Annotated in this window: 21 protein-coding genes, 2 tRNA genes, 1 other RNA gene and 1 pseudogene; 13 read left to right on the forward strand and 12 right to left on the reverse strand. The window is 70.6% G+C overall.

The genetic code is table 11. The annotated features are described in order from the left end of the window. Positions 1-295: 295 nt before the first annotated feature. Both ABZ215_RS12445 and ABZ215_RS12450 read right to left on the reverse strand, forming a co-directional pair. Positions 296-1642 carry an AarF/UbiB family protein gene (locus ABZ215_RS12445; protein ID WP_020417593.1) on the reverse strand — a complete coding sequence of 449 codons (1347 nt, stop codon included), beginning with the start codon at positions 1640-1642 and terminating at the stop codon, positions 296-298. Further along, positions 1639-2751, reverse strand: coding sequence for a ThiF family adenylyltransferase (locus tag ABZ215_RS12450; protein ID WP_354949543.1), 1113 nt, complete (start codon positions 2749-2751; stop codon positions 1639-1641). Before ABZ215_RS12450 ends, ABZ215_RS12445 begins: the two co-directional genes overlap by 4 nt. 166 nt (positions 2752-2917) lie before the next feature. Here ABZ215_RS12450 and ABZ215_RS12455 point away from each other — a divergent pair, with 166 nt between their 5' ends. Then, positions 2918-3487 (forward strand): M48 family metallopeptidase, encoded by a 570-nt coding sequence (locus ABZ215_RS12455; RefSeq protein WP_027935799.1) that lies wholly within the window; start codon positions 2918-2920, stop codon positions 3485-3487. Between the two features lie 744 nt (positions 3488-4231). On the opposite strand, the gene ABZ215_RS12460 is transcribed toward ABZ215_RS12455, so the two are convergent. Continuing rightward, positions 4232-5563, reverse strand: a complete 1332-nt coding sequence (locus ABZ215_RS12460) for a zinc-dependent metalloprotease (protein ID WP_237337542.1) — start codon at positions 5561-5563, stop codon at positions 4232-4234. A gap of 116 nt (positions 5564-5679) precedes the next feature. Here ABZ215_RS12460 and ABZ215_RS12465 point away from each other — a divergent pair, with 116 nt between their 5' ends. Next, entirely contained in the window at positions 5680-6825 is a 1146-nt protein-coding gene (locus ABZ215_RS12465; RefSeq protein WP_237337543.1) for a PDZ domain-containing protein, read from the forward strand. Positions 6826-7227: 402 nt separating this feature from the next. On the opposite strand, the gene ABZ215_RS12470 is transcribed toward ABZ215_RS12465, so the two are convergent. Then, the gene (locus ABZ215_RS12470) at positions 7228-7776 is read right to left on the reverse strand and encodes a PPA1309 family protein (protein WP_237337544.1); all 549 of its coding nucleotides are present in this window, start codon (positions 7774-7776) and stop codon (positions 7228-7230) included. 164 nt (positions 7777-7940) lie between these two features. Between ABZ215_RS12470 and ABZ215_RS12475 the strand changes: the two genes are divergently transcribed. From ABZ215_RS12475 to ABZ215_RS12515, 9 genes are all read left to right on the forward strand, one after another. Continuing rightward, entirely contained in the window at positions 7941-10913 is a 2973-nt protein-coding gene (locus tag ABZ215_RS12475) for a UPF0182 family protein (protein WP_020417599.1), read from the forward strand. A gap of 81 nt (positions 10914-10994) precedes the next feature. Continuing rightward, positions 10995-11068 (forward strand) — tRNA-Met (locus ABZ215_RS12480). 423 nt (positions 11069-11491) lie between these two features. Next, a tRNA-Met gene (locus ABZ215_RS12485) sits at positions 11492-11568 on the forward strand. 147 nt (positions 11569-11715) lie between these two features. Next, on the forward strand, positions 11716-12216 hold the full coding sequence (locus ABZ215_RS12490; RefSeq protein ID WP_027935800.1) for a PadR family transcriptional regulator: 501 nt from the start codon (positions 11716-11718) through the stop codon (positions 12214-12216). Between the two features lie 68 nt (positions 12217-12284). Continuing rightward, positions 12285-13388 (forward strand): peptide chain release factor 2, encoded by a 1104-nt coding sequence (gene prfB / locus ABZ215_RS12495; protein ID WP_020417601.1) that lies wholly within the window; start codon positions 12285-12287, stop codon positions 13386-13388. A gap of 64 nt (positions 13389-13452) precedes the next feature. After that, entirely contained in the window at positions 13453-14142 is a 690-nt protein-coding gene (gene ftsE / locus ABZ215_RS12500; protein WP_017987098.1) for a cell division ATP-binding protein FtsE, read from the forward strand. Between the two features lie 48 nt (positions 14143-14190). After that, positions 14191-15087: a permease-like cell division protein FtsX gene (gene ftsX, locus ABZ215_RS12505; RefSeq protein WP_017987099.1), complete on the forward strand. Its 897-nt coding sequence runs from the start codon at positions 14191-14193 to the stop codon at positions 15085-15087. Between the two features lie 40 nt (positions 15088-15127). Next, positions 15128-15604, forward strand: a complete 477-nt coding sequence (smpB, locus tag ABZ215_RS12510; protein WP_026153846.1) for an SsrA-binding protein SmpB — start codon at positions 15128-15130, stop codon at positions 15602-15604. Continuing rightward, on the forward strand, positions 15605-16495 hold the full coding sequence (locus ABZ215_RS12515; RefSeq protein WP_354949544.1) for an amidohydrolase family protein: 891 nt from the start codon (positions 15605-15607) through the stop codon (positions 16493-16495). Here the strand turns inward: ABZ215_RS12515 and ABZ215_RS12520 are convergent. The 3 genes from ABZ215_RS12520 to ABZ215_RS12530 form a co-directional block, all read right to left on the reverse strand. Then, positions 16485-17768, reverse strand: coding sequence for an acyltransferase (locus ABZ215_RS12520; RefSeq protein ID WP_354710804.1), 1284 nt, complete (start codon positions 17766-17768; stop codon positions 16485-16487). The genes ABZ215_RS12515 and ABZ215_RS12520 overlap by 11 nt on opposite strands. 97 nt (positions 17769-17865) lie before the next feature. Next, a complete protein-coding gene (locus ABZ215_RS12525) occupies positions 17866-18084 on the reverse strand; it encodes a hypothetical protein (RefSeq protein ID WP_020417604.1) in 219 nt (72 codons plus the stop codon). Between the two features lie 94 nt (positions 18085-18178). Further along, positions 18179-18634 carry a MarR family transcriptional regulator gene (locus ABZ215_RS12530; protein ID WP_354949545.1) on the reverse strand — a complete coding sequence of 152 codons (456 nt, stop codon included), beginning with the start codon at positions 18632-18634 and terminating at the stop codon, positions 18179-18181. 78 nt (positions 18635-18712) lie between these two features. Here ABZ215_RS12530 and ABZ215_RS12535 point away from each other — a divergent pair, with 78 nt between their 5' ends. Further along, positions 18713-19084, forward strand: a complete 372-nt coding sequence (locus tag ABZ215_RS12535) for a cupin domain-containing protein (RefSeq protein ID WP_354949546.1) — start codon at positions 18713-18715, stop codon at positions 19082-19084. A gap of 112 nt (positions 19085-19196) precedes the next feature. Here the strand turns inward: ABZ215_RS12535 and ABZ215_RS12540 are convergent. The 4 genes and pseudogenes from ABZ215_RS12540 to ABZ215_RS12555 form a co-directional block, all read right to left on the reverse strand. After that, positions 19197-19307, reverse strand: a pseudogene (locus ABZ215_RS12540) (leucine zipper domain-containing protein); the annotation flags it as partial. Between the two features lie 98 nt (positions 19308-19405). Then, positions 19406-20050, reverse strand: coding sequence for a response regulator transcription factor (locus tag ABZ215_RS12545; RefSeq protein WP_020417607.1), 645 nt, complete (start codon positions 20048-20050; stop codon positions 19406-19408). A 53-nt stretch (positions 20051-20103) separates the two neighbouring features. Then, positions 20104-21243 (reverse strand): sensor domain-containing protein, encoded by a 1140-nt coding sequence (locus ABZ215_RS12550; protein WP_354949589.1) that lies wholly within the window; start codon positions 21241-21243, stop codon positions 20104-20106. Further along, positions 21243-21926: a sensor domain-containing protein gene (locus tag ABZ215_RS12555; RefSeq protein ID WP_354949590.1), complete on the reverse strand. Its 684-nt coding sequence runs from the start codon at positions 21924-21926 to the stop codon at positions 21243-21245. Before ABZ215_RS12555 ends, ABZ215_RS12550 begins: the two co-directional genes overlap by 1 nt. A gap of 155 nt (positions 21927-22081) precedes the next feature. Between ABZ215_RS12555 and ssrA the strand changes: the two genes are divergently transcribed. Next, positions 22082-22454: a transfer-messenger RNA gene (gene ssrA, locus ABZ215_RS12560) on the forward strand. 260 nt (positions 22455-22714) lie between these two features. Here ssrA and ABZ215_RS12565 read toward each other — a convergent pair. Continuing rightward, positions 22715-23485: an IclR family transcriptional regulator gene (locus tag ABZ215_RS12565; RefSeq protein ID WP_354949547.1), complete on the reverse strand. Its 771-nt coding sequence runs from the start codon at positions 23483-23485 to the stop codon at positions 22715-22717. Positions 23486-23520: the final 35 nt, after the last annotated feature.

Consider the following 23520-nt stretch of genomic DNA (forward strand, 5'->3'; position numbering starts at 1 on the left):
GACAAGCAGGACAGGGGACAGGCTGCGCGGAAGCTCGGTCCGCGTGGCGACGGAAACTGCGCCCACTGGCAGGTACACGAAGACGGGGAGGTGACAGCTGACAAAGCGATGTGCGGGCCGAACTAGCGCGCATACCTTGCGCGAGGCACAAAATTGGCAAGAGAGGGCTTGTGTTGTGAGGAAAACACGAGGGCTCAGCGCAATGGACGGGGCGCCGATGTCCGCGACGTCAGGGGCCCGCGCGAGAGCGCTGCACCCCTGACGTCCGAACGAGGAACGAAAGAGGAGGTGGGGCTCAGTCGGCGAAGCCGGGCTGCCAGCGCTCCACGATCGCCCGGGCTGGGATCTCCGCGTCGAGCTGGCACAGGATCCCCGTCGAACCTGCTGTGACGCGGTGAATCAGCAGGTACTCCGGCGGGAGGTTCAGTGACCGGCCGGTGCGGAAATCGCGGCCACGGGTGTCGCCGACCCGCATCGCCTGGCGTTGCATCCAGCGGCGCGTGAAGTGGAAGCGCTCGTTGGCGAGCGGCTCGGTGAACGGGGCCAGGTAGGCGAGAACGTCGTCGGCGCTGAGGTCCGTGCCAGGCCGGATGAAGCCGGCGGAACGCAGCAACTCCATGAGTTCGGTGGAGCGGTGATCGAGGGCAAGACGGGTCATCTCGCCCAACTGGCGAGGGATGCCGTGCGGTAGACGGGCCACTGCGCCGAAGTCGATCACGGCGAGGCGGCCGTCGTCCAGCAACATGAAGTTGCCCGGATGCGGGTCGGAATGCAGCAGCTTCGTCCGGGCCGGTGACGAGAAGTGGAACTCGGCCAGGAGCGCGCCGACGTGGTTGCGGGTTTCCGCGTCCGCGCCGGCGATGATCTTGGCGAGAGGGGTGCCGGTTACCCACTCCGTCACGAGCACCTTCGGCGCGCTCGCGACCACCTTCGGCACCAGCACCTTGTCGTCGCCGTCGAAGGCCTTCGCGAACTCGCGCTGGCTGTCGGCTTCGCCGCGGTAGTCAAGCTCCTCGTCCATCCGCGCGGACAGTTCGGCAAGCAGCGGCTTGACCTCGGTGCCCGGCAGGAGCGCCTGGAAGAGCCTGCTGAACCGCTGCAGCTGCCGCAGGTCGCTGCGCAGCGCCTCGTCGGCGCCGGGGTACTGGACCTTGACCGCCACCTCGCGACCGTCGTGCCACACCCCCCGGTGCACCTGACCGATGCTGGCCGACGCGGTGGGGGCGTCGTCGAACTCCCGGAACCGCGTCTCCCACGACCGGCCCAGTTGCTCGGCCAGGACACGCCGGGTCTGGCGGGCCGGCATCGGCGGCGCGGCGGCCTGGAGGCGGGTCAGCGCGTCCCGGTATGGGGCGGCGAGCTCGTCAGGCACGGCCGCCTCGAAGACGCTCAAGGTCTGGCCGAACTTCATCGCGCCGCCCTTGAGCGTGCCGAGCACCTCGAACAGCTGCTCGGCAGCCTTCGCCGACAGGTTCGCGTTGACTTCTTCCGCGCTCTGACCGGTCAGCCGACGTCCCCAGCCGCCGACCGCCCGCCCCGCGATTCCGAGCGGCAGGCTCGCGAGCTTCGCGGCGCGGGCGGCGGTGCGGCGGGGAATCCCGGGATCGGCACGGTCGTCGGTCTCTTCGGGAAAGTCGGTCACTCCTGCGATTGTGCCTTGTCGACCATGTCTTCCGCAGCCATCGGCGCTTGCGCGTTGCTGACCAGCGGTTCCGGGCGTGCCCCGCAGGTGCAGGCCGGGTTCGGCGGCCACGGGCGGTGGTAGACCGTGCAGTCGTAGGGGTCGATTTCCATCGTCGTGTTCCAGCCGGGCGGAACCCCGTCGGCCGGTCCGAGAGCCCGGAGCACCTGACCGGTCGCCAGGGCGGCGGTCGCCTGCACCGTGGTCAGGTCGGCCTGCTGGGTGCGGCCGGCGAGCTGCCCCGCGACCGTGGGCCAGCGGTCGTCCATCGAGCGGCGGATGAGGTCCGCACACGCCAGGCAGCTGCTCCGCCCGGGTTCGACGAGCGGCCCCACGATCCCGATTCCTTCCCGCACACGCACCGCCAAGTGCGGCACCCGCTCGTGCATCAGCTGCCGGACCAGTTCGGGCGCGGGGACGATGGCGTCGGCGAGCACGGCGAGTTCCGGAAGCCGCCCGTCGCGCAGACGCCGGGTCACGGTCGCGGGGTTCGCCCGCCGCACGGCGTCAGCCGCCGCGGCGGACCGGGACCTGCCGATGTCGGCGTCGGTGTAGCCGCTGCCGGTGTCGTGCTCGGTGACGTTGCCCGCGGCCTCGACGCACACCTGCCCCACTCCCGCCGTGGCGAGCAGCACCGCGATAGCCACCGTCAGCCGCCCCGAGCCGAACAGCACGACCGCGCTGTGACGGCGCCGGGCGACGGTCTCGCTGTGACGGTGCCCGGTCGACAGGGACCACAGGCCGGCCTCGCTGGCGGCGCGGTTGTAGGCGGACGGCGGCCACGCTTCCTCGACGAGTCCGAGCCGGGTCAGGTTCGCGACGATGTCGCGGAGGATTTCGACGTGTTCGCTCTTGGCGAGCGCGAGCAGGCTCTCCAGGCGGAGACTGCCGTCGAGGCGGTGCAGAGCGTCCACCAGGTCGGGCGGCAGGTCCTTGGCGACCATGGCGTGCCTGGGGTCGAGACCGAACTGGACCTCGCCCGGACCGCGGTCGAAGACTTCGAGGCCCGGCCGCAGCCAGGGACGTTCGGGCAGGAAGACCGTGTGCTGACTTGTGCTTGTGTCCGTCATGAAGCACAGAGTGACGGAAGGTGGCTAAGAATCCGCTAACCAAGATCGCGAGTTATCCACAGGTGGGCCATGATGTGGATAACTCGGGCCTTCTCGAAGTCGGCTCTCCCGAGTTGTCGGCCCCTGGCTTTACCGTGGACGGGTGGCGAACGCACGGGTGCCCTCTTTGAGGAACCGGGACAACACCGGGCAGTCATCGAACCCGCAGCTCAAGGTCGAAGTACGGCGTAGTGCACGACGAAGGCGGACGGTCAGCGCGTACCGGGACGGCGACACCCTCGTGGTGCTCATCCCGGCGAGCATGAGCCGAGCCGAGGAAAAACACTGGGTGGCCGAGATGGAGCGCAAGCTCCAGCGCACGGAGACCAAGCGGGCGTCTCCGGCGCGCGAATCGGATGCCGCACTGCTCGCGCGGTGCGCGCAGCTGTCAGCGCGATACCTCGACCGGCAGGCGTTGCCGGCGAGCGTCCGCTGGGTCCCGCCGATGCGCACCAGGTGGGCTTCATGCACGCCGGCGGACCGGACGATCCGAGTGAGTGACAGGTTGCAGAACGTGCCCGCGTGGGTGCTGGATTACGTGCTGGTGCACGAGCTGGCGCACCTGCGGGTGGCGGCGCACAACGCCGAGTTCTGGGAGCTGGTCCGGCGCTACCCGAAGACCGAGCGGGCGATCGGCTACCTCGAGGGCCTGTCCGCGGCGGCCGGCTGGGGGATCAGCGAGCTGGACGAGGACTGAGGAACGCCGCTCGGGGCCCCGCGACTTCGGCGGGGCCCCGAGCCGGCGAGGGAGGTTGGCACGACGGCCTGGTCCCGTCGCCAGCGGTGCCGGGGTGTGGCGTCGAGCTGGGCTCGCGGCGATGGCGGTCTCCACCGCAGTGGGGTTGAAGCTCGCGAGGCCCAACGTGGGGAACACCGGGGCACGAGCGGGATCGTGCCGGGTGCGGCTCAGAGCTTGGCTGGTGGCGGTGGCGGCGCCAGGGTCGTGAGGTTGATGCGCAAGGCGCAAGGTGTGGAAGACCGGCTACGAGCGGGAGGGGGCCGGGTGCGCGCTGAGCTGGGTGGGCGGCGCCCACCGCCGTGGGGTTGAAGCTGGTGAGGCACCAGGTGGGGAAGACCGGGCATGAGCGGGACGGTGCTGGGTGTGGCGCTGAGCTGGGTGGGCGGCGCCCACCGCCGTGGGGTTGAAGCTCGCGAGGCGCAAGGCGGTGAACGCCAGGGCGCGAGCAGACCGTCAGCGGGATTTGAAACGGGGCCAGTGCGGCCGGTTCCGCGATGGTGGCGGCGTCGTGCCTGTGGTCCGGCTGCGGCGTGAATGCGACGGGCCCTGGGCGTTGATCAGCGCGGATGGGCTGCATGGCGACGGTGGCAACGGCAGCCTCGATCGGCGGCGGCCGTGAGCGCCAAGGGGCGCAGCAGGTCGCTCGGCTGGGGCGGGGCTTGCCGCCGCGCCCCAGCCGGCTCGGTTGTGTGACCGCGGGGGTCAGTTGCCGGGCTCGTCGTCCTTGCCGGGGTCGCCCTTGTCCTCCGGCTTGGTGCGCTCCAGCTCCGCCATCGGGTCGTCCAGCTCGCCCGGCTTGCCCAGCCGCTCGGCGAACTCCAACGGGTCGTCCAGGTCCTCAGCCGACGGCATCAGGTCCGGGTGCGACCACAGGCCGTCCCGCTTCTCGGCGCCGTGCCGGTCGCCCACGAGCTTCCACAGCGCGGACGCCGCCCGCATCCGCCGGGGCCGCAGCTCGAGCCCGACCAGCGTCGCGAACGTCTGCTCGGCCGGGCCGCCCGTCGCGCGGCGGCGGCGCAGCGTCTCACGCAGGGCGTCGGCCCCCGGGAGCCTGTCGCCGACCGCGTCGGCGACCACCACGTCCACCCAGCCCTCCACCAGGGCGAGCAGCGTCTCCAACCGGTTCAGCGCCGCCTGCTGCTCGGGCGTCGTCTGGGGCTCCAGCAGCCCCGAAGACAACGCCTCCTCGATGCTCGCCGGGTTCGACGGGTCGACCTGGCCGGCCAGCTGCTCCAGCGCCGAAGTGTCGACCTTGATGCCGTGCGCGAACTCCTCGACCGTCGCAAGCAGGCGCTGCCGCAGCCACGGCACGTGCGAGAACAGGCGCTGGTGCGCCGCCTCCCGCGCGGCCAGGAACACCAGGACCTCGCTGCTCGGCAGCTCCAGCCCCTCGGTGAACTTCTCGATGTTCGCGGGCAGCAGCGCCGACGTCCCCTCCGGACCCAGCGGCAGACCCACCTCGGTCGAGGTCAGCACCTCCGACGCGAGCTGCGCGAGCGCGTTGCCCAGCTGCGAGCCGAACGCCATCCCGCCCATCTGGCCGACCATCGACAGCAGCGGACCGGCGGCCTGCTTCGCCTCGGCGGGGAGCGCCTCCACCCACGCGCCCGACACCTGCTGGGCCACCGGGTCGCACAGGCGCTGCCACGTCGGCAGCGTCTTCTGCACCCAGTCGCGCGGGGACCACGCCGCGGTCACCGACGCGCCCGCGGGCAGGATCGTCGCCGCGTCGAGCCACAGCTCCGCGAGGTGCCCGGCGTCCCGCACGGCGCTGTCGGCGTCGCCGCTCGAGGCGAAACCCATCGTGCCGCCGGCGCTTCCACTGAGCTTCTGCAGTGCGATCTGTTTGGCGAGGTCGTAGTTCACCGGGCCCGACGAACTGCCGGCCTGGCTCAGCATCTGCCCGAGCTGGCTCAGCATCTGGCCGAGCTGGTTGAACGCGTCGGCGCCGGGCTGCTGGCCGCCCTCCGACGGCCCGTTGTCACCGGGCTTGTCGGGATCCGGGGGCCCGAAGCCGAACGGGAGATTGCTCATACCCCCACCGTACGCGGCCGGAGCAGCCGTGACCCCGCCAGAGGTGTCCGATTTCGCTCGGCGCGATCAAGGCCTGGTGATCGAGCGTGCGGGCCGGTCACCGTACGCTGTGGACCGTGAGCGAGTCCCGCGACGACAGCACTGCTCCCGGCGCCGCGACCGGCACCAAACCCGACGACGGCGACCAGGCCCGCAACGGGCACCGCGCGACGCGGCCCCGCGAGCGCGCCGGCATGACCCGGCGCGGCTGGACCGTCGTGACCAGCGGTGTCCTCATCGTGGTGTTCGGGCTCATCGGCGCGTTCGTCCAGGTGCCCTACGTGGCGATCGGCCCCGGCCCGACCTACGACACGCTCGGCCAGGTCAACGGCGTCCAGGTGGTCGAGATCGACGGGCAGCAGACCTACCCGACCGCGGGCGAGCTGCGCATGACCACCGTCTCGCTCAACGACGAGATCAGCCTGTTCGGCGCGCTCGGCCTGTGGGTCAGCGGCCGGTACGCGCTCGCGCCGCGCGAAGAGTACTTCCGCCCCGGCGAGAGCGACGAGCAGGTCCAGCAGGAGAACGTCCAGCAGTTCCAGGACTCGCAGAGCAACGCCGAGGTCGCCGCGCTGCGCCACCTCGGCTTCCCGGTCAAGGTGCTCGCGCAGACGATCGTCGACAACACCCCGGCCAGCCGGGTCCTCGCCGCGGGCGACCGGCTGCTGTCGGTCAACGGCCGCACCATCACCAACGAGGACGACGTCACCGCGGCGCTCGCCGACACCACCCCGGGCCAGACCGTGCCGATCACGTTCCAGCACGGCACCGAGCCTCCCCGCACCGAGCAGATCACGCTCGCCGCGAACCCGGACCCGTCCAAGAAGCAGGGGTTCATGGGCCTGCAGCCCATCGACCGGGCCGACGTGCCCTTCGACGTGAAGATCTCGCTGCAGGACGTCGGCGGCCCCTCGGCCGGCCTGATGTTCGCGCTGGCGATCGTCGACCGGCTCACCCCGGGCGAGATGGTGGCGGGTGAGCACATCGCAGGCACGGGGGAGATCACCGAGAAGGGGCAGGTCGGGCCGATCGGCGGGATCTCGTTCAAGGTCGTCGCCGCGCGCGAGGCAGGCGCCACCGTGTTCCTCACGCCCGAGGCCAACTGCGCGGAGGCCTCCGCCGCGGCGCCGGACGGGCTGAAGCTGGTCAAGGTGACCGACCTGAACAGCGCGCTCTCGGCGCTGGACGCGCTCAAGGCGGGGCAGCCCACGCCGTCCTGCTGACCCGCGCCGGGTGCGTGACGGCCGCGGCTCCGAGTGGGAGTGCCGGGACGCGTGCTTGGGCGTCGAGCGTGGAGACGCGGCGCCGAGCTGAGGGCGCTTGACGGTGGATGTGCGGCTCGGGTGGCGCTCGGTGTGGGCCGCGGCGTGGCCGTGGGTGCGGCCCTGACGCCAGCCATGGGGCACGGCGTGGGCATGTGGCGCTGAGTGGGGAGCGCCCGGACCCGGGCGGTTGTCCGTGGGCACCGAGTGGTGGGACCCGGTACGGGACCGCCCGGATTCACGCGGTTGTCCGTGGGCGCCGCGCGTGGGGACACGGTGCGGGAGCGAGGGGCTCGTCGGACCGGGTGGAGGGACTCAAGACACCCGGCGTGGAGCGCGGCCCCACGCGGCCGGGCGCCGAGGTCAGGGGGCCAGCGTGGCTCGAAGCGCTTCCAGCAGGTTGGGCGCCAGGTCGGGGTGCTCGACGATCTCGTCGGTGGGCTCGGCGTCCTCCGCCTTCGTGTAGCCCCGCAGCCGCATGACGCAGGCTCCTGGGCCGTCCCTCAGCACGGCCGCCACCAGGCGCGCCTCCGTCCGGTCGGGGTGGTCCGCCGCGGCCTGCCGCAGCCGCTCCGCGTCGCCGGAGTCGGACAGCTCCGACTCGGCGCTCGGGGGCAGCACGATGATCTCCTGGGCCAGCGCGCAACCGAGCACGACGTCCGGCCAGGCGATCCGCCCCAGCGCCTCCGCCAGGTCACCCTCGGGCAGCGGCTCCTGCGCCACCGGGGTCAGCGCGCTCGACGGGTCGAGCTGCCCGGCCAGCTCCGGCTGCTCGCGGAGCAGCGACGCGGTCGGGACCAGCGCGAACAGCTGAGGAGCCTGGTCCCACCCGGCGGCGGCCACGAACTCCTCCACCTCACGGGCCAGCGCCGCGATGGCCGGACCGGTGGCGGGGTTGACTTCCGATGCCATCTCCTCATCGTGTCAGGTGCCCGCCGGACGTGTCCGATTCGGGCCGGTCGGGGAACCCGCGGCGGCCCTCCTACAGTTAGGGGTTCAGGGGTGTCCTGCATTACGGGTCGCCCCGCCAGCGGACCAAGACAACAGGAGCGTGCGCAGTGGCCAGTCGGCCCCCAGTGAGCCTGCCGAAACTGTCCCGTCGCAGCCGGGTACTGCTGATCATCGCCGCGGTGATCGTCCTGGCGCTGCTACTCGGCGCGCGCCTGTTGGACACCTACGTCGACTGGTTGTGGTTCGGCGAGGTCGAAGCCCGCCAGGTCTTCAACACGATGGTCGTCACCCGCATCGTGTTGTTCTTCGCGATCGGGCTGCTGGTCGGCGGCTCGCTCGCGCTCAGCCTGTGGATCGCCTACCGCACGCGGCCGGTGTTCGTCCCGGTCTCCGGCGCCGACGACCCGCTGGCCCGCTACCGCTCGGCCGTGGTCGGCCGCATCCGGCTGTTCGGCATCGGCATCCCGCTGGTCACCGGCCTCATCGCGGGCGCGACCGGCGAGGGCGACTGGCAGCGCATCCAGCTGTTCCTGCACGGCACGAGCTTCGGCCAGACCGACCCCGAGTTCGGCAACGACATCGGCTTCTACGCCTTCACGCTGCCCTTCTACCAGTGGCTGCTCGGCTGGCTGTTCGTCGCGGTGACGATCTCGTTCATCGGCGCGCTCATCGCGCAGTACCTGTTCGGCGGCATCCGGCTCGCCGGCCGCGGCGGCCAGCTCGCCGGCTCGGCCCGCGTCCAGCTCGCCGTCACCGCGGGCCTGTTCGTGCTGCTGAAGGCCGTCGAGTACTACTTCGACCGCTACAACCTGCTGTTCTCCGACCGCAACGCCCCGCTGTTCTACGGCGCCACCTACACCGACCTGAACGCGGTGCTGCCCGCGAAGCTGATCCTGCTGTGCATCTCCGCGATCTGCGCCGTGGCATTCTTCGCCGGCGCCTTCCTGCGCAACATCCAGCTGCCCGCGATCGCGCTGGTGCTGCTGATCCTGTCCGGCGTGCTGGTCGGCGTCGCCTGGCCGGCGATCCTCGAGCAGTTCTCGGTCAAGCCGAACGCCAACCAGAAGGAAGCGCTTTCCATCAGTCGCAACATGGAGGCGACGAAGTCCGCGTTCGGGCTCAACAACGTCCAGTACGAGGACTACACCGGCACCGGGCAGGCCACCGCGTCAGAGATCAGCGCGGACACCACGACGGTGCCGAACATCCGCCTGCTCGACCCGAACGTACTGGCGCCCACCTTCACCCAGCGGGTCGGCCGCGAGAACTTCTACGGCTTCCCGCAGAAGCTCGACATCGACCGCTACGAGATCGACGGCAGGCTGCAGGACTACGTGGTCGCTGCCCGTGAGATCAACACCGCCAACCTCACCGGCAACCAGACCAACTGGATCAACAAGCACATGGTCTACACGCACGGCAACGGGTTCGTGGCGGCTCCGGCCAACACGATCGACCGTGCGGTGAGCAGCGCCAACAGCGACGGCGGTTACCCGATCGCGGTCACCAGCGACACGCAGAACCCGACCGGCGCCGGCATCAACCCGGCCAACCCCACCGCGCCGGGCATCGCGGTCACCGAGCCGCGGATCTACTACGGCGAGCTCACCAACGACTACGCCATCGTCGGCGGCCAGGAAGGCCGGGCGCCCGGCGAGTACGACAGCGCCAGCAGCAGCAACTACCGCTACGACGGCACCGGCGGCGTGAACCTCGGCAACTGGTTCAACCGCCTCGCCTTCGCGGCCAAGTACGGCGAGCGGAACATCCTCTTCTCCGACGCCATCAGCGACGGCTCGAAGATCATGTACAACCGCGACCCGCGCCAGCGCGTCAGCAAGGTCGCGCCGTGGCTCACCGTCGACGGCGACCCGTACCCGGCGGTGGTCGACGGCAAGATCGTCTGGATCGTCGACGGCTACACCACGCTGAACAACTACCCGTACTCCCAGCAGACGCCGCTCGGCGCCGCCACCGAGGACACCCTCGCCGGCGTCGCCCGCCAGGCCAACAACAACATCAACTACATCCGCAACTCGGTGAAGGCGACCGTCGACGCGTTCAACGGCACCGTCACCCTCTACTCGGTCGACGACAAGGACCCGGTCCTCAAGGCCTGGGAGCAGGTCTTCCCCGGCCTGGTCAAGCCGGGCAGCGAGGTCAGCCCCGAACTGCGGTCGCACTTCCGGTACCCGGAGGACCTGTTCAAGGTCCAGCGCGAACTCCTGACGAAGTACCACGTCACCGACCCGCAGGAGTTCTACACGACCAACACCTTCTGGAACGTGCCCCAGGACCCGACCCAGGAGGGCGGCACCAACCTGGACGCCTCCGGCCTGGCCAACCAGCCCGGCTACTACGTGCTGGCGCAGGCGCCGGGGCAGAGCGGCACGACGTTCCAGCTGACCAGCCCGCTCACCGCCCTGCAACGGCAGTACCTCGCGGCCTGGATGACCGTGTCCTCCGACCCGGACGACTACGGCGCCATCAAGGTCCTGCGGCTACCCACCACAGCGGCGGGCAACAGCCAGGTCGACGGCCCGGTGCAGGTCCAGAACAGGTTCCAGAGCGACTCCCGGTTCGCCCAGGAACGGACCCTGTTCAGCAACCAGAGCGTCACGGTGATCTTCGGCAATCTGATCACCCTGCCGGTCGGTGGCGGGTTCCTCTACGTCGAACCCGTCTACATCCAGCAACGCAACCAGAACAGCTACCCGCAGCTCGCCCGCGTGCTGGTGTCCTACGGGTCCAAGGTCGGGTTCGCGTCCACGCTGGCCGACGCGCTGAAACAGGTCTTCGGCGACCAGGCAGGCCAGGCGGCGACCTCCCCGACCCAGCAACAACCGACGACCAACACGCCGACACCGAGCACCACGCCGACGAACCCGCCTGCCACCGGCGGCACCGGCAGCAGCCCGGCCCTCGACCAGGCCGTCGCCGACATCCAGTCGGCGCTCGAACGGCTCCGGCAGGCCCAGCAGAGCGGCAACTTCGCCGCACAGGGCGAGGCCCTCGCCGCGCTCGACGCCGCCGCCCGCGCCTACGAGAACGCCAAGGCCGCCCAGACGACCTCGGCGCCTCCCCAGCCGGGCGGATGACCCACCCCACCGGGTGCCGGAGCTGCTTCCGGCACCCGGTGCGCACACCCCCGCAACCGAGGCGTAAACTCATTCTCACAACGCGGGGTGGAGCAGCTCGGTAGCTCGCTGGGCTCATAACCCAGAGGTCGCAGGTTCAAATCCTGTCCCCGCTACGAGAGGCAGGGGCCCCTGTATCCGCGGAAAGCGCGGATCGGGGGCCTCTCTTCGTTGTGTCTTCTGGGGGTCGGACCCCCAGGCCCCCGGCAGGGGGCGAGCCCCCTGCACCCCCGCGCGGTGCCGGATCTGTGGGGACGTCCCGGTGAGTGGGGCGAGTCCCCTGCACCCCCTGCGGTGCCGGATTGGGTGGAGACGTCCCGGTGAGTGGGGCGAGCCCCCTGCACCCCCCGCGCGGTGCCGGATCTGTGGGGACGTTCGGTTGGGTGGGGCGGGGCCGGGTTTGCCCTTCGCGCCTGGCGGCGCTGGGGCAATGGGTCAGCTGGGGTTGGGCGCGGACGCCAGGGGGCTGGGGGTGTCTCGTGTGGACTGGGGGGCCAGGTTTGGGGGTTAGGGTGGGGTGTGTATAGTGGGTCTTACAGCGCGGGGTGGAGCAGCTCGGTAGCTCGCTGGGCTCATAACCCAGAGGTCGCAGGTTCAAATCCTGTCCCCGCTACCAGGGAAAAGGCCCGGTCTTCACGGACCGGGCCTTTTTCGTGCGCTTGGGGCACCCCCGATTGGGCCGGACGGGGGAAGGTAATGACCTTTGTGGACATTGATCGTGACCACTGTGGACAGATCGGCGGAAAAGTGGCACCTTGTAGGGGTGTCTGAACTCAATGCAACAGCAGCGGCATTGCTCGGCCTGCTCCAGGACGGCCCGGCCACCGGGGGGCAGCTGGTTGCGGCGGCGGAGGAGCGGTTCGGGACGTTCTTCAGCGTCACCCGCAGCCAGGTCTACCGTGAGCTGCCCGCCCTCGCCAAGGAAGGGCTCGTCCGGCTCGGCAAGCAAGGTCCGCGCTCCAGCCAGCAGTACGTGATCACCGCCGCCGGGAAGAAGGCCTTCAAGGCCTGGCTGACCTCCGACGCCGGCCCCGACCACCTCCGCAGCCCCCTGATCCTGCGCCTCGTGCACGCCGCCTCGCTCACCGCGAAGCAGCGCGCCGGCCTCATCGAGACGGCCAGGGCCAGCTACCAGGAGGACCTGGACGAGGCCAGGGCCGCCGTCAAGGCAGCGGGCGACCCCTACACCAAGGCCATCGCCGAATTCGGCCAGGCGCACGCCCGCGCGGCGCTGAAGCTGATCGACGCGATCCCGGACGCCTGAGCGGCCACGGGGCCCCAAGCGGCCGGTTCCCGTAACCGGCCGCGCCCCGTGCCGTAACCTTGAAGGTTGTGAGTGGTGACTTCGCAGCCGACCTGAAGGATCTCGCCGGCAAGCTGACGCAGGTCGAGTCCGTCATGGACCTCGACGCCCTGCGTGCCCAGGTGGCTGACCTGGAAGAGCAGGCGTCCAACCCCAACCTGTGGGACGACCCGGAGGCCGCGCAGAAGGTCACCAGTCAGCTGTCCCACCGGCAGGCCGAGCTGCGCCGGGTCACCGACCTGCGCCAGCGGCTCGACGACCTCGAGGTGCTCCACGAGCTCGCCGAGGCCGAGGGCGACAACGCCAGCAAGGCCGAGGCCGAAGGCGAGCTGACCCGCCTCGCGAAGGAAGTGGACGCCCTCGAGGTCCGCACCCTGCTCTCCGGCGAGTACGACGACCGCAACGCGGTGGTCACCATCCGCGCGGAAGCCGGCGGCGTCGACGCGGCCGACTGGGCCGAGATGCTCCTGCGCATGTACCTGCGCTGGGCCGAGCGCCACGGCTACCCGACCGACGTCTACGACATCTCCTACGCCGAAGAGGCCGGCATCAAGTCGGCCACCTTCAAGGTCGCCGCGCCCTACATCTACGGCACCCTGTCCGTCGAACAGGGCACCCACCGGCTCGTCCGGATCTCCCCGTTCGACAACCAGGGCCGCCGCCAGACGTCGTTCGCCCACGTCGAGGTGCTGCCCGAGGTCGAGGAGGTCGACCACGTCGAGATCCCGGAGAAGGACATCCGGGTCGACGTGTTCCGCTCCTCGGGCCCCGGCGGGCAGAGCGTCAACACCACCGACTCCGCGGTGCGCATCACCCACCTGCCCACCGGCATCGTCGTCTCCTGCCAGAACGAGAAGTCGCAGCTGCAGAACAAGGCCGCCGCGCTCAAGGTCCTCCAGGCCAAGCTCCTCCTCAAGAAGAAGGAGGAGGAACGGGCCGAGCTCGACGCGCTCAAGGACTCCGGCAGCAGCTGGGGCAACCAGATGCGCAACTACGTTCTGCACCCGTACCAGATGGTCAAGGACCTCCGCACCGAGCACGAGGTGGGTAACCCCAGCTCCGTGCTCGACGGGGAGATCGACGACTTCCTGGAGGCCGGTATCCGCTGGCGCAAGCAGGCCAACGCTGCGTAACCGCCGCGCCGGACGCAATAGGCCAACCCGGGCTTAACGACGCCCATGGGTAGGATTGCCCACCGTGATTCGGCTCGACAGTGTCTCCAAGGTCTACAAGACGTCGACGCGTCCCGCACTCGAGAACGTGTCGGTCGACGTGGACAAGGGCGAGTTCGTCTTCCTGATCGGGCCCTCCGGGTCCGGCAAGTCGACGTTCCTGCGCCTCCTCCTGCGCGAGGAGGTCCCCACCAAGGGCCGGGTCTTCGTGTCCAACTTCGACGTGGCCAAGATGGCCCGCCGCAGGGTCCCCCGCCTGCGGCAGACCATCGGGTGCGTCTTCCAGGACTTCCGCCTGCTCGGCAACAAGACCGTCGCGGAGAACGTCGCGTTCGCGCTCGAGGTCATCGGCAAGCCGAAGCACACCATCAAGAAGGTGGTGCCGGAGGTCCTCGAGCTGGTCGGGCTGGAAGGGAAGGCCGACCGCATGCCCCACGAGCTCTCCGGTGGTGAGCAGCAGCGGGTGGCGATCGCCCGCGCGTTCGTGAACCGGCCGCTCGTGCTGCTGGCCGACGAGCCCACCGGGAACCTCGACCCCGACACCAGCCAGGACATCATGCTGCTGCTGGAGCGGATCAACCGCACCGGCACCACCGTCCTGATGGCCACCCACGACCACTCCATCGTGGACTCCATGCGACGCCGGGTCGTCGAGCTCCAGCTCGGCAAGGTGATCCGCGACGACGCCCGGGGCGTGTACGGCGTCGGCCGCTGAGTCACCCCGAACCCCCCGCCTGCCCCCGACCTGAGGAACCACCCCCCGATGCGTGCCAGTTTCGTGTTCAGCGAGGTCTTCACCGGCCTGCGCCGCAACATCACGATGACCATCGCGATGATCATCACCACGGCCATCTCGCTCGGCATGCTCGGCGGCGGCCTGCTGATCGTGCGGACCATCGACAAAATGCAGGTCAACTACATGGCCGACGTCGAGGTCTCGCTCTACCTGACCCAGGACGTCAGCGCCAACGACAAGACCTGCACCCAGGACCCGTGCCGCGGGCTGCTGGCCGACCTGAACAGCAACCCGGCCGTCGACTCCGTCGTGTTCGAAAACCGCGACCAGGCCTACGAGCGGTTCAAGAAGCTCTTCCAGGACAACCCGATCCTGGTCCAGTCCGCCCGCCCCGAGGCGCTGCCCGCATCGCTGCAGGTCAAGCTCAAGGACCCGAGCCGCAGCGACGTCATCACCCAGGAGTACGGCACCCGGCCCGGCGTGTCCCGCGTCGACGACCAGAAGCAGTTCCTCGACCGGTTCTTCGGCGTGCTCGGCGGCGTCCGCGACGGCACCTTCGTCATCGCGCTCATCCAGGCACTCGCCGCGCTGCTGCTGATCTCCAACACGGTGCAGATCTCCGCGTTCACGCGGCGCACCGAGGTCGGCATCATGCGGCTCGTCGGCGCCACCCGCTGGTACACACAGCTGCCGTTCCTCCTGGAAGCGGTGGTCACCGGCGTCATCGGCTGGGCGATCGCGGTCGGCGGCCTGATCGCGGCGAAGTTCGCGTTCATCGACCGCATCCTGTCCGTCACCGGCGGCATCATCCCGAACATCCAGGTGCTCGACGTGATCGTGGTGGCGCCGTGGCTGCTGCTCGCGTCGATCATCATCTCGGCCACCACCGGGTACCTGACGCTGCGGCTCTACGTGCGGCATTAACGCCGTGCTCCAGCCGGGACGTGTGGGATAACCTGGAACTATGCCCAAAGAACGAGGCTCCAAGGTGATCGCGTCGAACCGCCGCGCGCGGCACGACTACGCGGTGCTGGACACCTATGAGGCCGGGATCGCGCTGGTGGGCACCGAGGTGAAGAGCCTGCGCGCGGGCCGCGCCTCGCTGGTCGACGCGTTCGCCACGGTCGACGACGGTGAGGTGTGGCTGCGCAACCTCCACATCCCCGAGTACGAGCACGGCACGTGGACCAACCACGAGTCGCGGCGCAAGCGGAAGCTGCTGCTGCACCGCGGCGAGATCGAGAAGCTGATCGGCAAGACCAAGGAGGGCGGGCTCTCGCTCGTCCCGCTGTCCATGTACTTCAAGGACGGCAAGGTCAAGGTCGAGCTCGCCCTCGCCAAGGGCAAGAAGGCCTACGACAAGCGCCAGGACCTGGCCAAGCGCGACGCCCAGCGCGAGATCAGCCGCGCCGTGGGCAGGGCGTTGAAGGGCCGCCGCTAGGTGGGGCCGGAGCGCGACGAGGACATCCGGGACTGGGTGCGCGGCCTCGGCCTGGACGGTCTCGTCGACCTGCACCTGCACTTCCTGCCGGCACGGATGCTGGTCAAGGTCTGGGCCTACTTCGACCGGATCGGTGAGCGCACGGGCTACGAGTGGCCCATCCAGTACCGGGTGGCCGAGGACGAGCGGGTCGCGCTGCTCGAATCGTTCGGTGTGCTGAGGTACGCGCCGCTGGCCTACCCGCACAAGCCCGGCATGGCCGAGTGGCTCAACGGCTGGCTGCGCGAGTTCGCCGAACGCGTCCCGGCCGCGGTGCCCACGGCGACGCTCTACCCGGAACCGTCGGCGGCCACTTACGTCGTCGAAGCGCTGCAGGCCGGCGCCCGCTGCTTCAAGGCGCACGTCCAGGTCGGCGCCTACGACCCGAGGGACGAGCTGCTCGACCCCGCGTGGGGTGCGCTCGCCGAGGCCGGGGTGCCCGTCGTCGTGCACGCCGGGCACGGGCCCGAGCGCGGCCCGCACACCGGGCTCGACGTGTTCGGCGAGGTGCTCGCCCGGCACCCGCGGCTGACCGCGGTGCTCGCGCACGCGGGGATGCCCGAGTACGCCGAGGCGCTCGCGCTGGTCGAGCGGTACCCGCGCGTGCACCTGGACACCACGATGGTCGGCGTCCCGTTCACCGAGGCGCTGATGCCGCTGCCGCCGGACTGGACGAGCCGGCTCGCGGACATCGCCGACCGGGTCGTGCTCGGCACCGACTTCCCGAACATCCCCTACTCCTACGCCACACAGCTGCGGGCGGTCGCCGGCTGGGCTGCCGACGACCGCCTCGGGGACGACTTCCTGCGGGCCGTCCTGCACGACACCCCGGCGAAGCTGCTCAACCTCTGACGGCGACCCGCACCGGCTTCCCCGCCAGCAGCAGCCCGGCCAGCACCAGCGCCACCCACGGCACGGGACCGGCGAGCATCCCGGCGTCCAGCGGCGTGGTGAACCCCTTCGCGGCCAGGCCGAGCAGCCCGGCGGACGCGAGCACGGCAGCGGCGGCGAGCTGTCCGGCCGGGACGCCGCCCGCGGGGCTGGGCCGGGTTTCGAAGCGCCCGAACGCCTTCAGCAGACCGGCCAGCACGACTCCCGCCGCGCCGACCCACAGCGGGGCGACGGCGAACCAGTCCACGCTGCCGGGTTCCGGTGTGGCGTAACCGAAGCCCAGCACGGCGATTCCGGCGACGACGACCAGCGCGGGCATGTGCCACAGGTACATGCTCATGAACCGCGGCCCGCTCCAGCGCAGCACGGCGGCGACGGCGGGGCGCTCGGCGAGCGTGGCCAGCGTGGGCTTGAGCGCCAGCCAGAACCCGGCCTGCCCGACGGCGAGGCTCATCAGCACCGCGGTCGGCGGGCTCATGTTGGACACCGGCGCGCCCGGCATGCCGATCATGCTCGCCGGGTACGGGCCGAACGCGACGGCCAGCGCGGTGACCCCGAACCCGGCCACGGCGAGCGCGGCCGCGCCACGACGGGTCAGCGTGCCGAGCCTGCCCTCGGCGTAGGAGAAGCCGAGCTGGTGCACCGCGAGCCAGACGAACACCGCGTTGGCGTAACCGAGCGGCCCGAACACCTCGAACCGTCCGAAGTCGACGATCACCGCGAGCCCGGTGAGCACCAGCGGCACGCGCAGTCCCCAGCGGCGGTGTGCCGCCAGCATGAGCGGAGTCGCGGCCACGGTGATCAGGTAGACGGCGAGGAACCACAGCAACTGCCCGGCGATCGCGCCGGCGATCTGCACCGGCTGCTCCGGCGCGCCGAGGTCGCGCAGCAGGTCCGGCGCCAGCAGCCACACCGCGAACAGCGGCAGGACCGGGACCAGCAGGCGCTTGAGCCGCGTGGACAGCCAGTCGCGCGTGGACGCGGCGCGGCGCAGCGACATCAGGTTGGCCGCGCCACCGGCGAAGAAGACCATCGGCATGACCTGGGACAGCCAGGTCAGCGCCCACCAGCCCGGGGTGGTCAAGGCGTTGCCGGTCGCGAGACGGCCGTGGTCGTAGCTGAGCACGGGCATCAGCCAGTGCTGCCCGATGACGGCGAGGATCGCGGTCGCGCGGACCACGTCGAGGAAGGTGTCGCGGGCTCCCGCCGGGGCCTGCCGCAGGCTTGTTCGCATGCGTTCAGCCTGGTCGGAACGGGTGCCGGGCACAGCCGGGCAGACCGCCGTCTTCGGGCGGGGGACAGGTGCAGGACCGTGGTGGGGTCCGCCCTACCTACAGCTCGCGAGCCTCGTCGACCTCGGAGGCGGGCAGGCCGCAGAGCCGGTACTCCCAGCCGGCCTCCGGGGAGAACCCGAGCTGGTAGAAGGTCTCGATCTTGGGGCCCTCGTGCAGGTGGACGTGCCGCATGACCGTGCCGCTCACCGGGTCGTCTAGCGTCTGGACCCGGCCGTCGAGTGGGCCACCGAAGAACCGGACGTTCTCTTCGGTCATGGGGCCCTCCTCGTGCGGGGAAACGATGTCAACGTCCGCCCATGGTAGGTGAGCGGCGGACCGGGCGCCGCCGTCAGAACGGGTGAGGAGCGATTCACCACACCGGACGGACGGTGACCCTCCGGTGTCGCGCCATATCGTCCGCGAACGCCGACAACCCTTGGTGCATCCGGGCGAAATCGCCGGCGCCGATCAGGTGCACCCACCGTTCTTCGGCTGCCCGCGAGTGCGCCACCAGCCGGTCGACGCACTGACGGCCGCGCGGCGTCAGGACGACCAGCCTGCTGCGCCGGTCGGTCGGGTGCGGCCGGCGTTCGACGTACCCGCGGGTGATCAGTTCGTCGACGAGCTGCACGGCGGCCTGCTTGGTGATGCCGAGGTGCTCGCCGAGCTCGACGGCCGTGGCGGGGCGGTGCGACAGGAAGTGGAACACGAAGCCGTGCGCCGGGCGGACGTCGTCGAACCCCTCGGCGGCGAGGTGCTCGTGGATCTCGTCCATCAGCGCGCGGAAGGTCAGCGCGAGCAGTCCCGGCATGTCGCCAGCGGTCATGGTCAAGCTCCTTGACTAGATGGTCAAGCTTCTTTACCTTAAAACTGGTAAACCTGCTTGACTACTTGGAGGTCGGAAATGCCTGTCGCGACGTTGGCGGATGCGCCCCGGTTCGAGCGCGGCGGTGCGGTGTTCCGCCCGCTGGCCGTGCCCAGCCGCGGGTCCGCCGAGCTGGCGGTCTGGCTGCTGGAGCTCGAGCCGGAGCTGACCGGCGAGGAGCACTCGGTGAGCCGCGAGGAGGTGTTCGTGCTGCAGTCCGGGGTGCTCGAACTGACGCTCGGCGGCGAAGTCCACCGGCTCGCCCCCGGCGACGCGGTGATCGTGCCCCCGGACACCCTGTTCCGGCTGGACAACCCCGGCACGGAGCCGGCGCGGGCCACGGTGTGCACGTCGGCCGGGATGGTCGGCACGGTGGGCGGCGCGACGATCGTGCCGCCCTGGACGCGCTAGGTGTTGTGACCTGACAGGTTGTGGAGGGTCAGGGCAGTCGGGTGATGGGTGGGTGGCCTGCTAGGGCGGAGTGTGCGCGTCCAGTGTTGTAGTGCTGGACCCACGGGCTGTGATGTGGACGGGAGGAACGGTCAGCCAATCCGGCGTCGCCCTCCTCCCGGTGCCGCGTCAGCCACTTGTAGACCGTGGAACGGGCCACTCCGAGCTGTTCAGCGATCCGCGCCAGGGCTGGTAGTGGATGCGTCGCAACACCCACTCCGCCCGGAGGCCCTCCCCACAATCAACCCGACACGCCGTCCACGACCTCACGAGTCACAACAGCTAGGGGCGGCCGAGGTAGGTGAGGACCGCGCGGACCCGGCGGTGCTCCTCCGCGCTGGCCTCCAGCCCGAGCTTGGCGAAGATGTTGCCGATGTGCTTCTCCACGGCACCGTGCGAGACGACCAGCGACGCGGCGATCGCGGAGTTGGACAGGCCCTGCGCCATCAGCCCGAGCACCTCGGACTCCCGCGCCGTGAGCGCGTCCAGCGGGTTCTTCCGTCCACGGGCCATGACCTGCGCGATCACCTCCGGATCGATGGCCGTGCCGCCCCGTGCGACACGGCGTACCGCGTCGAGGAAGTCGGCCACGTCGGCCACGCGTTCCTTCAGCAGGTAGCCGACGCCGCCTGCCCCGCCGGACAGCAGCTCGACCGCGTAGCTCTCCTCGACGTACTGCGAAAGCACCAGCACCGGCAGGCCCGGCACCGCCTCGCGCGCCGCCAGCGCGGCGCGCAAGCCCTCGTCGGTGAACGTCGGCGGCATCCGGACGTCGACGATCGCCAGGTCCGGCCGGTGCTCGGTGACCGCGCCGACCAGCTCGTCGCCGCGGTCGACCGCGGCGACCGTCTCGATTCCCTCGTCGGCGAGCAACCGCTCGACCCCGGCCCGCAGCAGGACCGCGTCCTCGGCGATCACCACACGCATTCCGCCAACCCCCAGTTCGTGAGTGAATTCGCCCTATTCACTCACGAACCGGGTCACCAGGTACACGGCAGGTCGGCTCGCACCACCGTCGGCCCGCCCTTGGGGCTCACCACCGTCATCACGCCGTCGATGGTGGCGGCCCGGTCGGCCAGCCCGGCCAGCCCGCCGCCGGGGCGCACCTCGGCGCCGCCGTGCCCGTTGTCGGTGATCTCGATGATCACCTTGTCGTCCGTGCGCCAGGCCTTGACCTGCGCTTCCGTCGCGCCGGAGTGCTTGGCGACGTTGGTGAGCGTCTCACCGGCGATGAAGTACGCAGTGGTCTCGACGGCGGCCGGCGGGCGCGGCTCGATGTCGACCGAGACCTCCACCGGGATCGGCGTCTTGGCCGCCAGCGCGGACAACGCCGCGTCGAGGCCGCGGTCGCCGAGCACCGCCGGGTAGATGCCGCGCGCGAGGTCCCGCAGCTCCGACACCGCGAGCTTGGCGTCGGTGTGCGCCTCTTCGATCAGCGCGCGGACCGCGTCCGGTTCCTTGTCCAGCTTGTTCTTGACCCGGCCCAGGTTCAGCGCCACCGCGACGAGCCGCTGCTGCGCGCCGTCGTGCAGGTCCCGCTCGATCCGGCGGCGCTCGGCCTCGGCGGCGTCCACCCCGCGCGCCCGCGACGCCTGCAGTTGCTGCGCCTTCACGCGCAGCCGTTCCGCGCGGTTCGGTCCCAGCAGCGCGATGGCCAGCGAACCGTGCACCCAGCCGATCCACGGCGCGACCCAGATCGCCATCGGCACCAGCACGATCGACGCGAGGCCGACCGCGAACTCGACCACGCTCAGCGGGAACGCGATCAGCAGGTAGGCGAGGTCCCGCCACGTCGTGCTGTCCACCAGGCGCATCCGCCACCGGCGCAGCACCCCGCCCTCGACCGGCGCGCGGTCGGCGGGCGGCAGGGGAGTGCCCAGCATCCGGCGCACCCAGCGGCGCTCCAGGTCACCGAAACCACGCACCATGCTCGTGGTCCACAGAAGGATCGGGATGCCGACCCAGATCACCGTCGTCGCGATCCCCACCAGGCTGAGCGTCACGACCAGCACGAACTGGACCAGGCGCAACGCGATGGAGGAGATCATGTACGCGATCGACTTGGCGGCCCCCGGACGCGGCTGCTCGATCGGCCCGTGCTCACCGGCCACGACGCTCATCATGCCACCGCACCAGGGCGCTCGGTGTCCGATTCGACGAGCCTGCGGGCCCGGGGCCCCGGACCGAGCACGGCCCGGGCGAACAGCGCGTGAGCCGTGCCCATGCCGCGGGTCAGCGCGATCGCGCACGCCAGGACGATCAACCCCAGCGCGGCCCACGGCAGCGCGTCGACCGCCGAGTCGACCGCGATCCACCGCAGGTCACCCGACGGGAAGAAGTACGCGCCCCCGGGCAGGTACTGGCAGTAGAACGGCAGTGCCGTCGCGGCCAGCCCGACCGACCAGAAGATGACCACGATCGTGAACTCGGCGATCCCGAGCGGCAGCAGCAGCACCAGGTAGAGGACGTCCCGCCAGGTCGCGCCGTCGGTCAGCCGCGCTCGCCAGCGGGCCTTCACGCCGAACTCGGGCAGCGGCTTGTAGGGCGTCGCGATGTAGGCGCCCAGCATCCGGTACACCCTGGCACGCTCGAACCGGCCGGCCGCGCGGGCGATCAGCACCCCGACGGCCAGCACCGGCAGCCCCACCCACACGATCGCGGTGCCCAGGCCGACCGTGAACAACGTCACCATCAACGCGAACCCGGCCACACCCAGCGGCAGGTTGCACAGCAGGTACCCCAGCGCGCCGAGCACCGGAGGGCGCGGCCGCGTGCCGTCCAGCGCGGAATACGTCGGCCCCATGATCCGTTCCTCTCTCTGCAACACGGGACCAGCATCGCGAGGTTCCCGCTGGTGAGCCATGGGGCGCGCGGGCGTCACCGGGGTAGGGACAACCCCACCGGTGCGGAACAAACCCGGTTGCCGGGGGCGTTATGCTGGTAACGGAACACCATCAAGGGGGTGAACGGTTTCGACTCTGGACGTTGAGTCAAGGGAAGCGTGCCGGTGCAGGCGAGAGACCACCGTTAAGCGTCGTCGTAACCAAATAAGCGCCAAGACTAATAGTCAGCGCGACTTCGCCCTCGCTGCCTGAGCGAGTGCGAGTCTGTCGGCCCGGGAGCGCCTCCGTCCCGGTAGCCGGCATCAGCTAGGAGGCTCACCTTCCGGACCCGGCCGCGGGGACCGGAAGGGAAAACCACAGCGGCTGGGCCCGTCACACCGGCTTGTTCGCGTGACCGGTGGGGCCGAGTAGAGGCACAGCGAACTGCGCACGGAGAAGCCTAGGCAAGGCGCCAGAGGACCCGGGTTCAATTCCCGGCACCTCCACTCGGCCGAAGGCCGGGGTCTGCTCGCGGAGAACGCTCGCAGGCCTCGGCCTTCGTCGTTTTCTCTGGGGGTCGAACCCCCAGGCCCCCGCCAGGAGGGCTTCGCCCCCTGGACCCCCATCTGCCGCTGGTTGCGTCGGGTGGGTGAGTTCCGGTGGTGCTTCGCTGCTGGCTTCGCCAGGGGCGCTTCGCTGTGGGTGCGTTGGGCGTTCCGAAATTGGGATTGGGTCTGATGAGAAGCGTCGCCTGTTTGGGCGCGCGGTGTCAGGTGGGTGGGGGTTTGCCGCCTACCTGGCGTGTCAGTGCGGCTGCTGTCGCGGCGGCTTCCTGGGCCAGGTCGGGCCAGGTTCGCGTGCACCCGGTTTCACAGACGTGCCGGAACGTCACCGCCACCGACGCCAGTGGGCGCCCGTTGTGGTCGAACACCGCGTGCGCCACCGAGGCGAAATCGGCCGTCACCTGGCCGTCCTCCACCGCCCAGCCGCGTGACCGCACCGCGGCCAGCGCCTGCCGCAGTTCGGCGGGCGACGCCGGGCCCCGGCCGGTCCGCGTGACGAACGAGCGCGGGTACAGCGCCCGGACGTGCGCGTGCGGCAGGTGAGCCAGCAACACCAGGCCGCTCGCCGGCAGGTGCGCCGGCAACCGGACACCCACATCGGTCACCAGCGTCTCCGGCGCGGACGGCCTTTCCTTCACCAGGTACAGCAGCTCGTTCCCGTGCAGCACCCCCAGCTGCGCGGTGTGCCCCACCCGATCGGCCAGCTTCCGCAACAACGGCGCCGCCAGCCGCTCCAGCGGGTCGTGCCGCAGGTACGCCGAACCCAGCTCGAACGCGGCGATCCCCAGCCCGTACCGGCGCTCGGCCGCCAGGTGCACCACGAAACCCGCGGCCTCCAGCTCCGCCAGCAGGTGGTACGTCGTCGACCGCGGCAGGTCCAGCTCCCGCGCGATCGCGGCGGCCGAGATCGGCCCCGGCCGCGCCGCCAGGACCCGCAACACCGCCAGACCACGGCGCAGAGCGGGGACATCCGTCATCTGTCTGGGATACCAGACACAACCACCCCGCGGGG

This window comes from Amycolatopsis sp. NPDC006131 (genome assembly GCF_040614175.1).
Taxonomy (GTDB): domain Bacteria; phylum Actinomycetota; class Actinomycetes; order Mycobacteriales; family Pseudonocardiaceae; genus Amycolatopsis_E; species Amycolatopsis_E tucumanensis.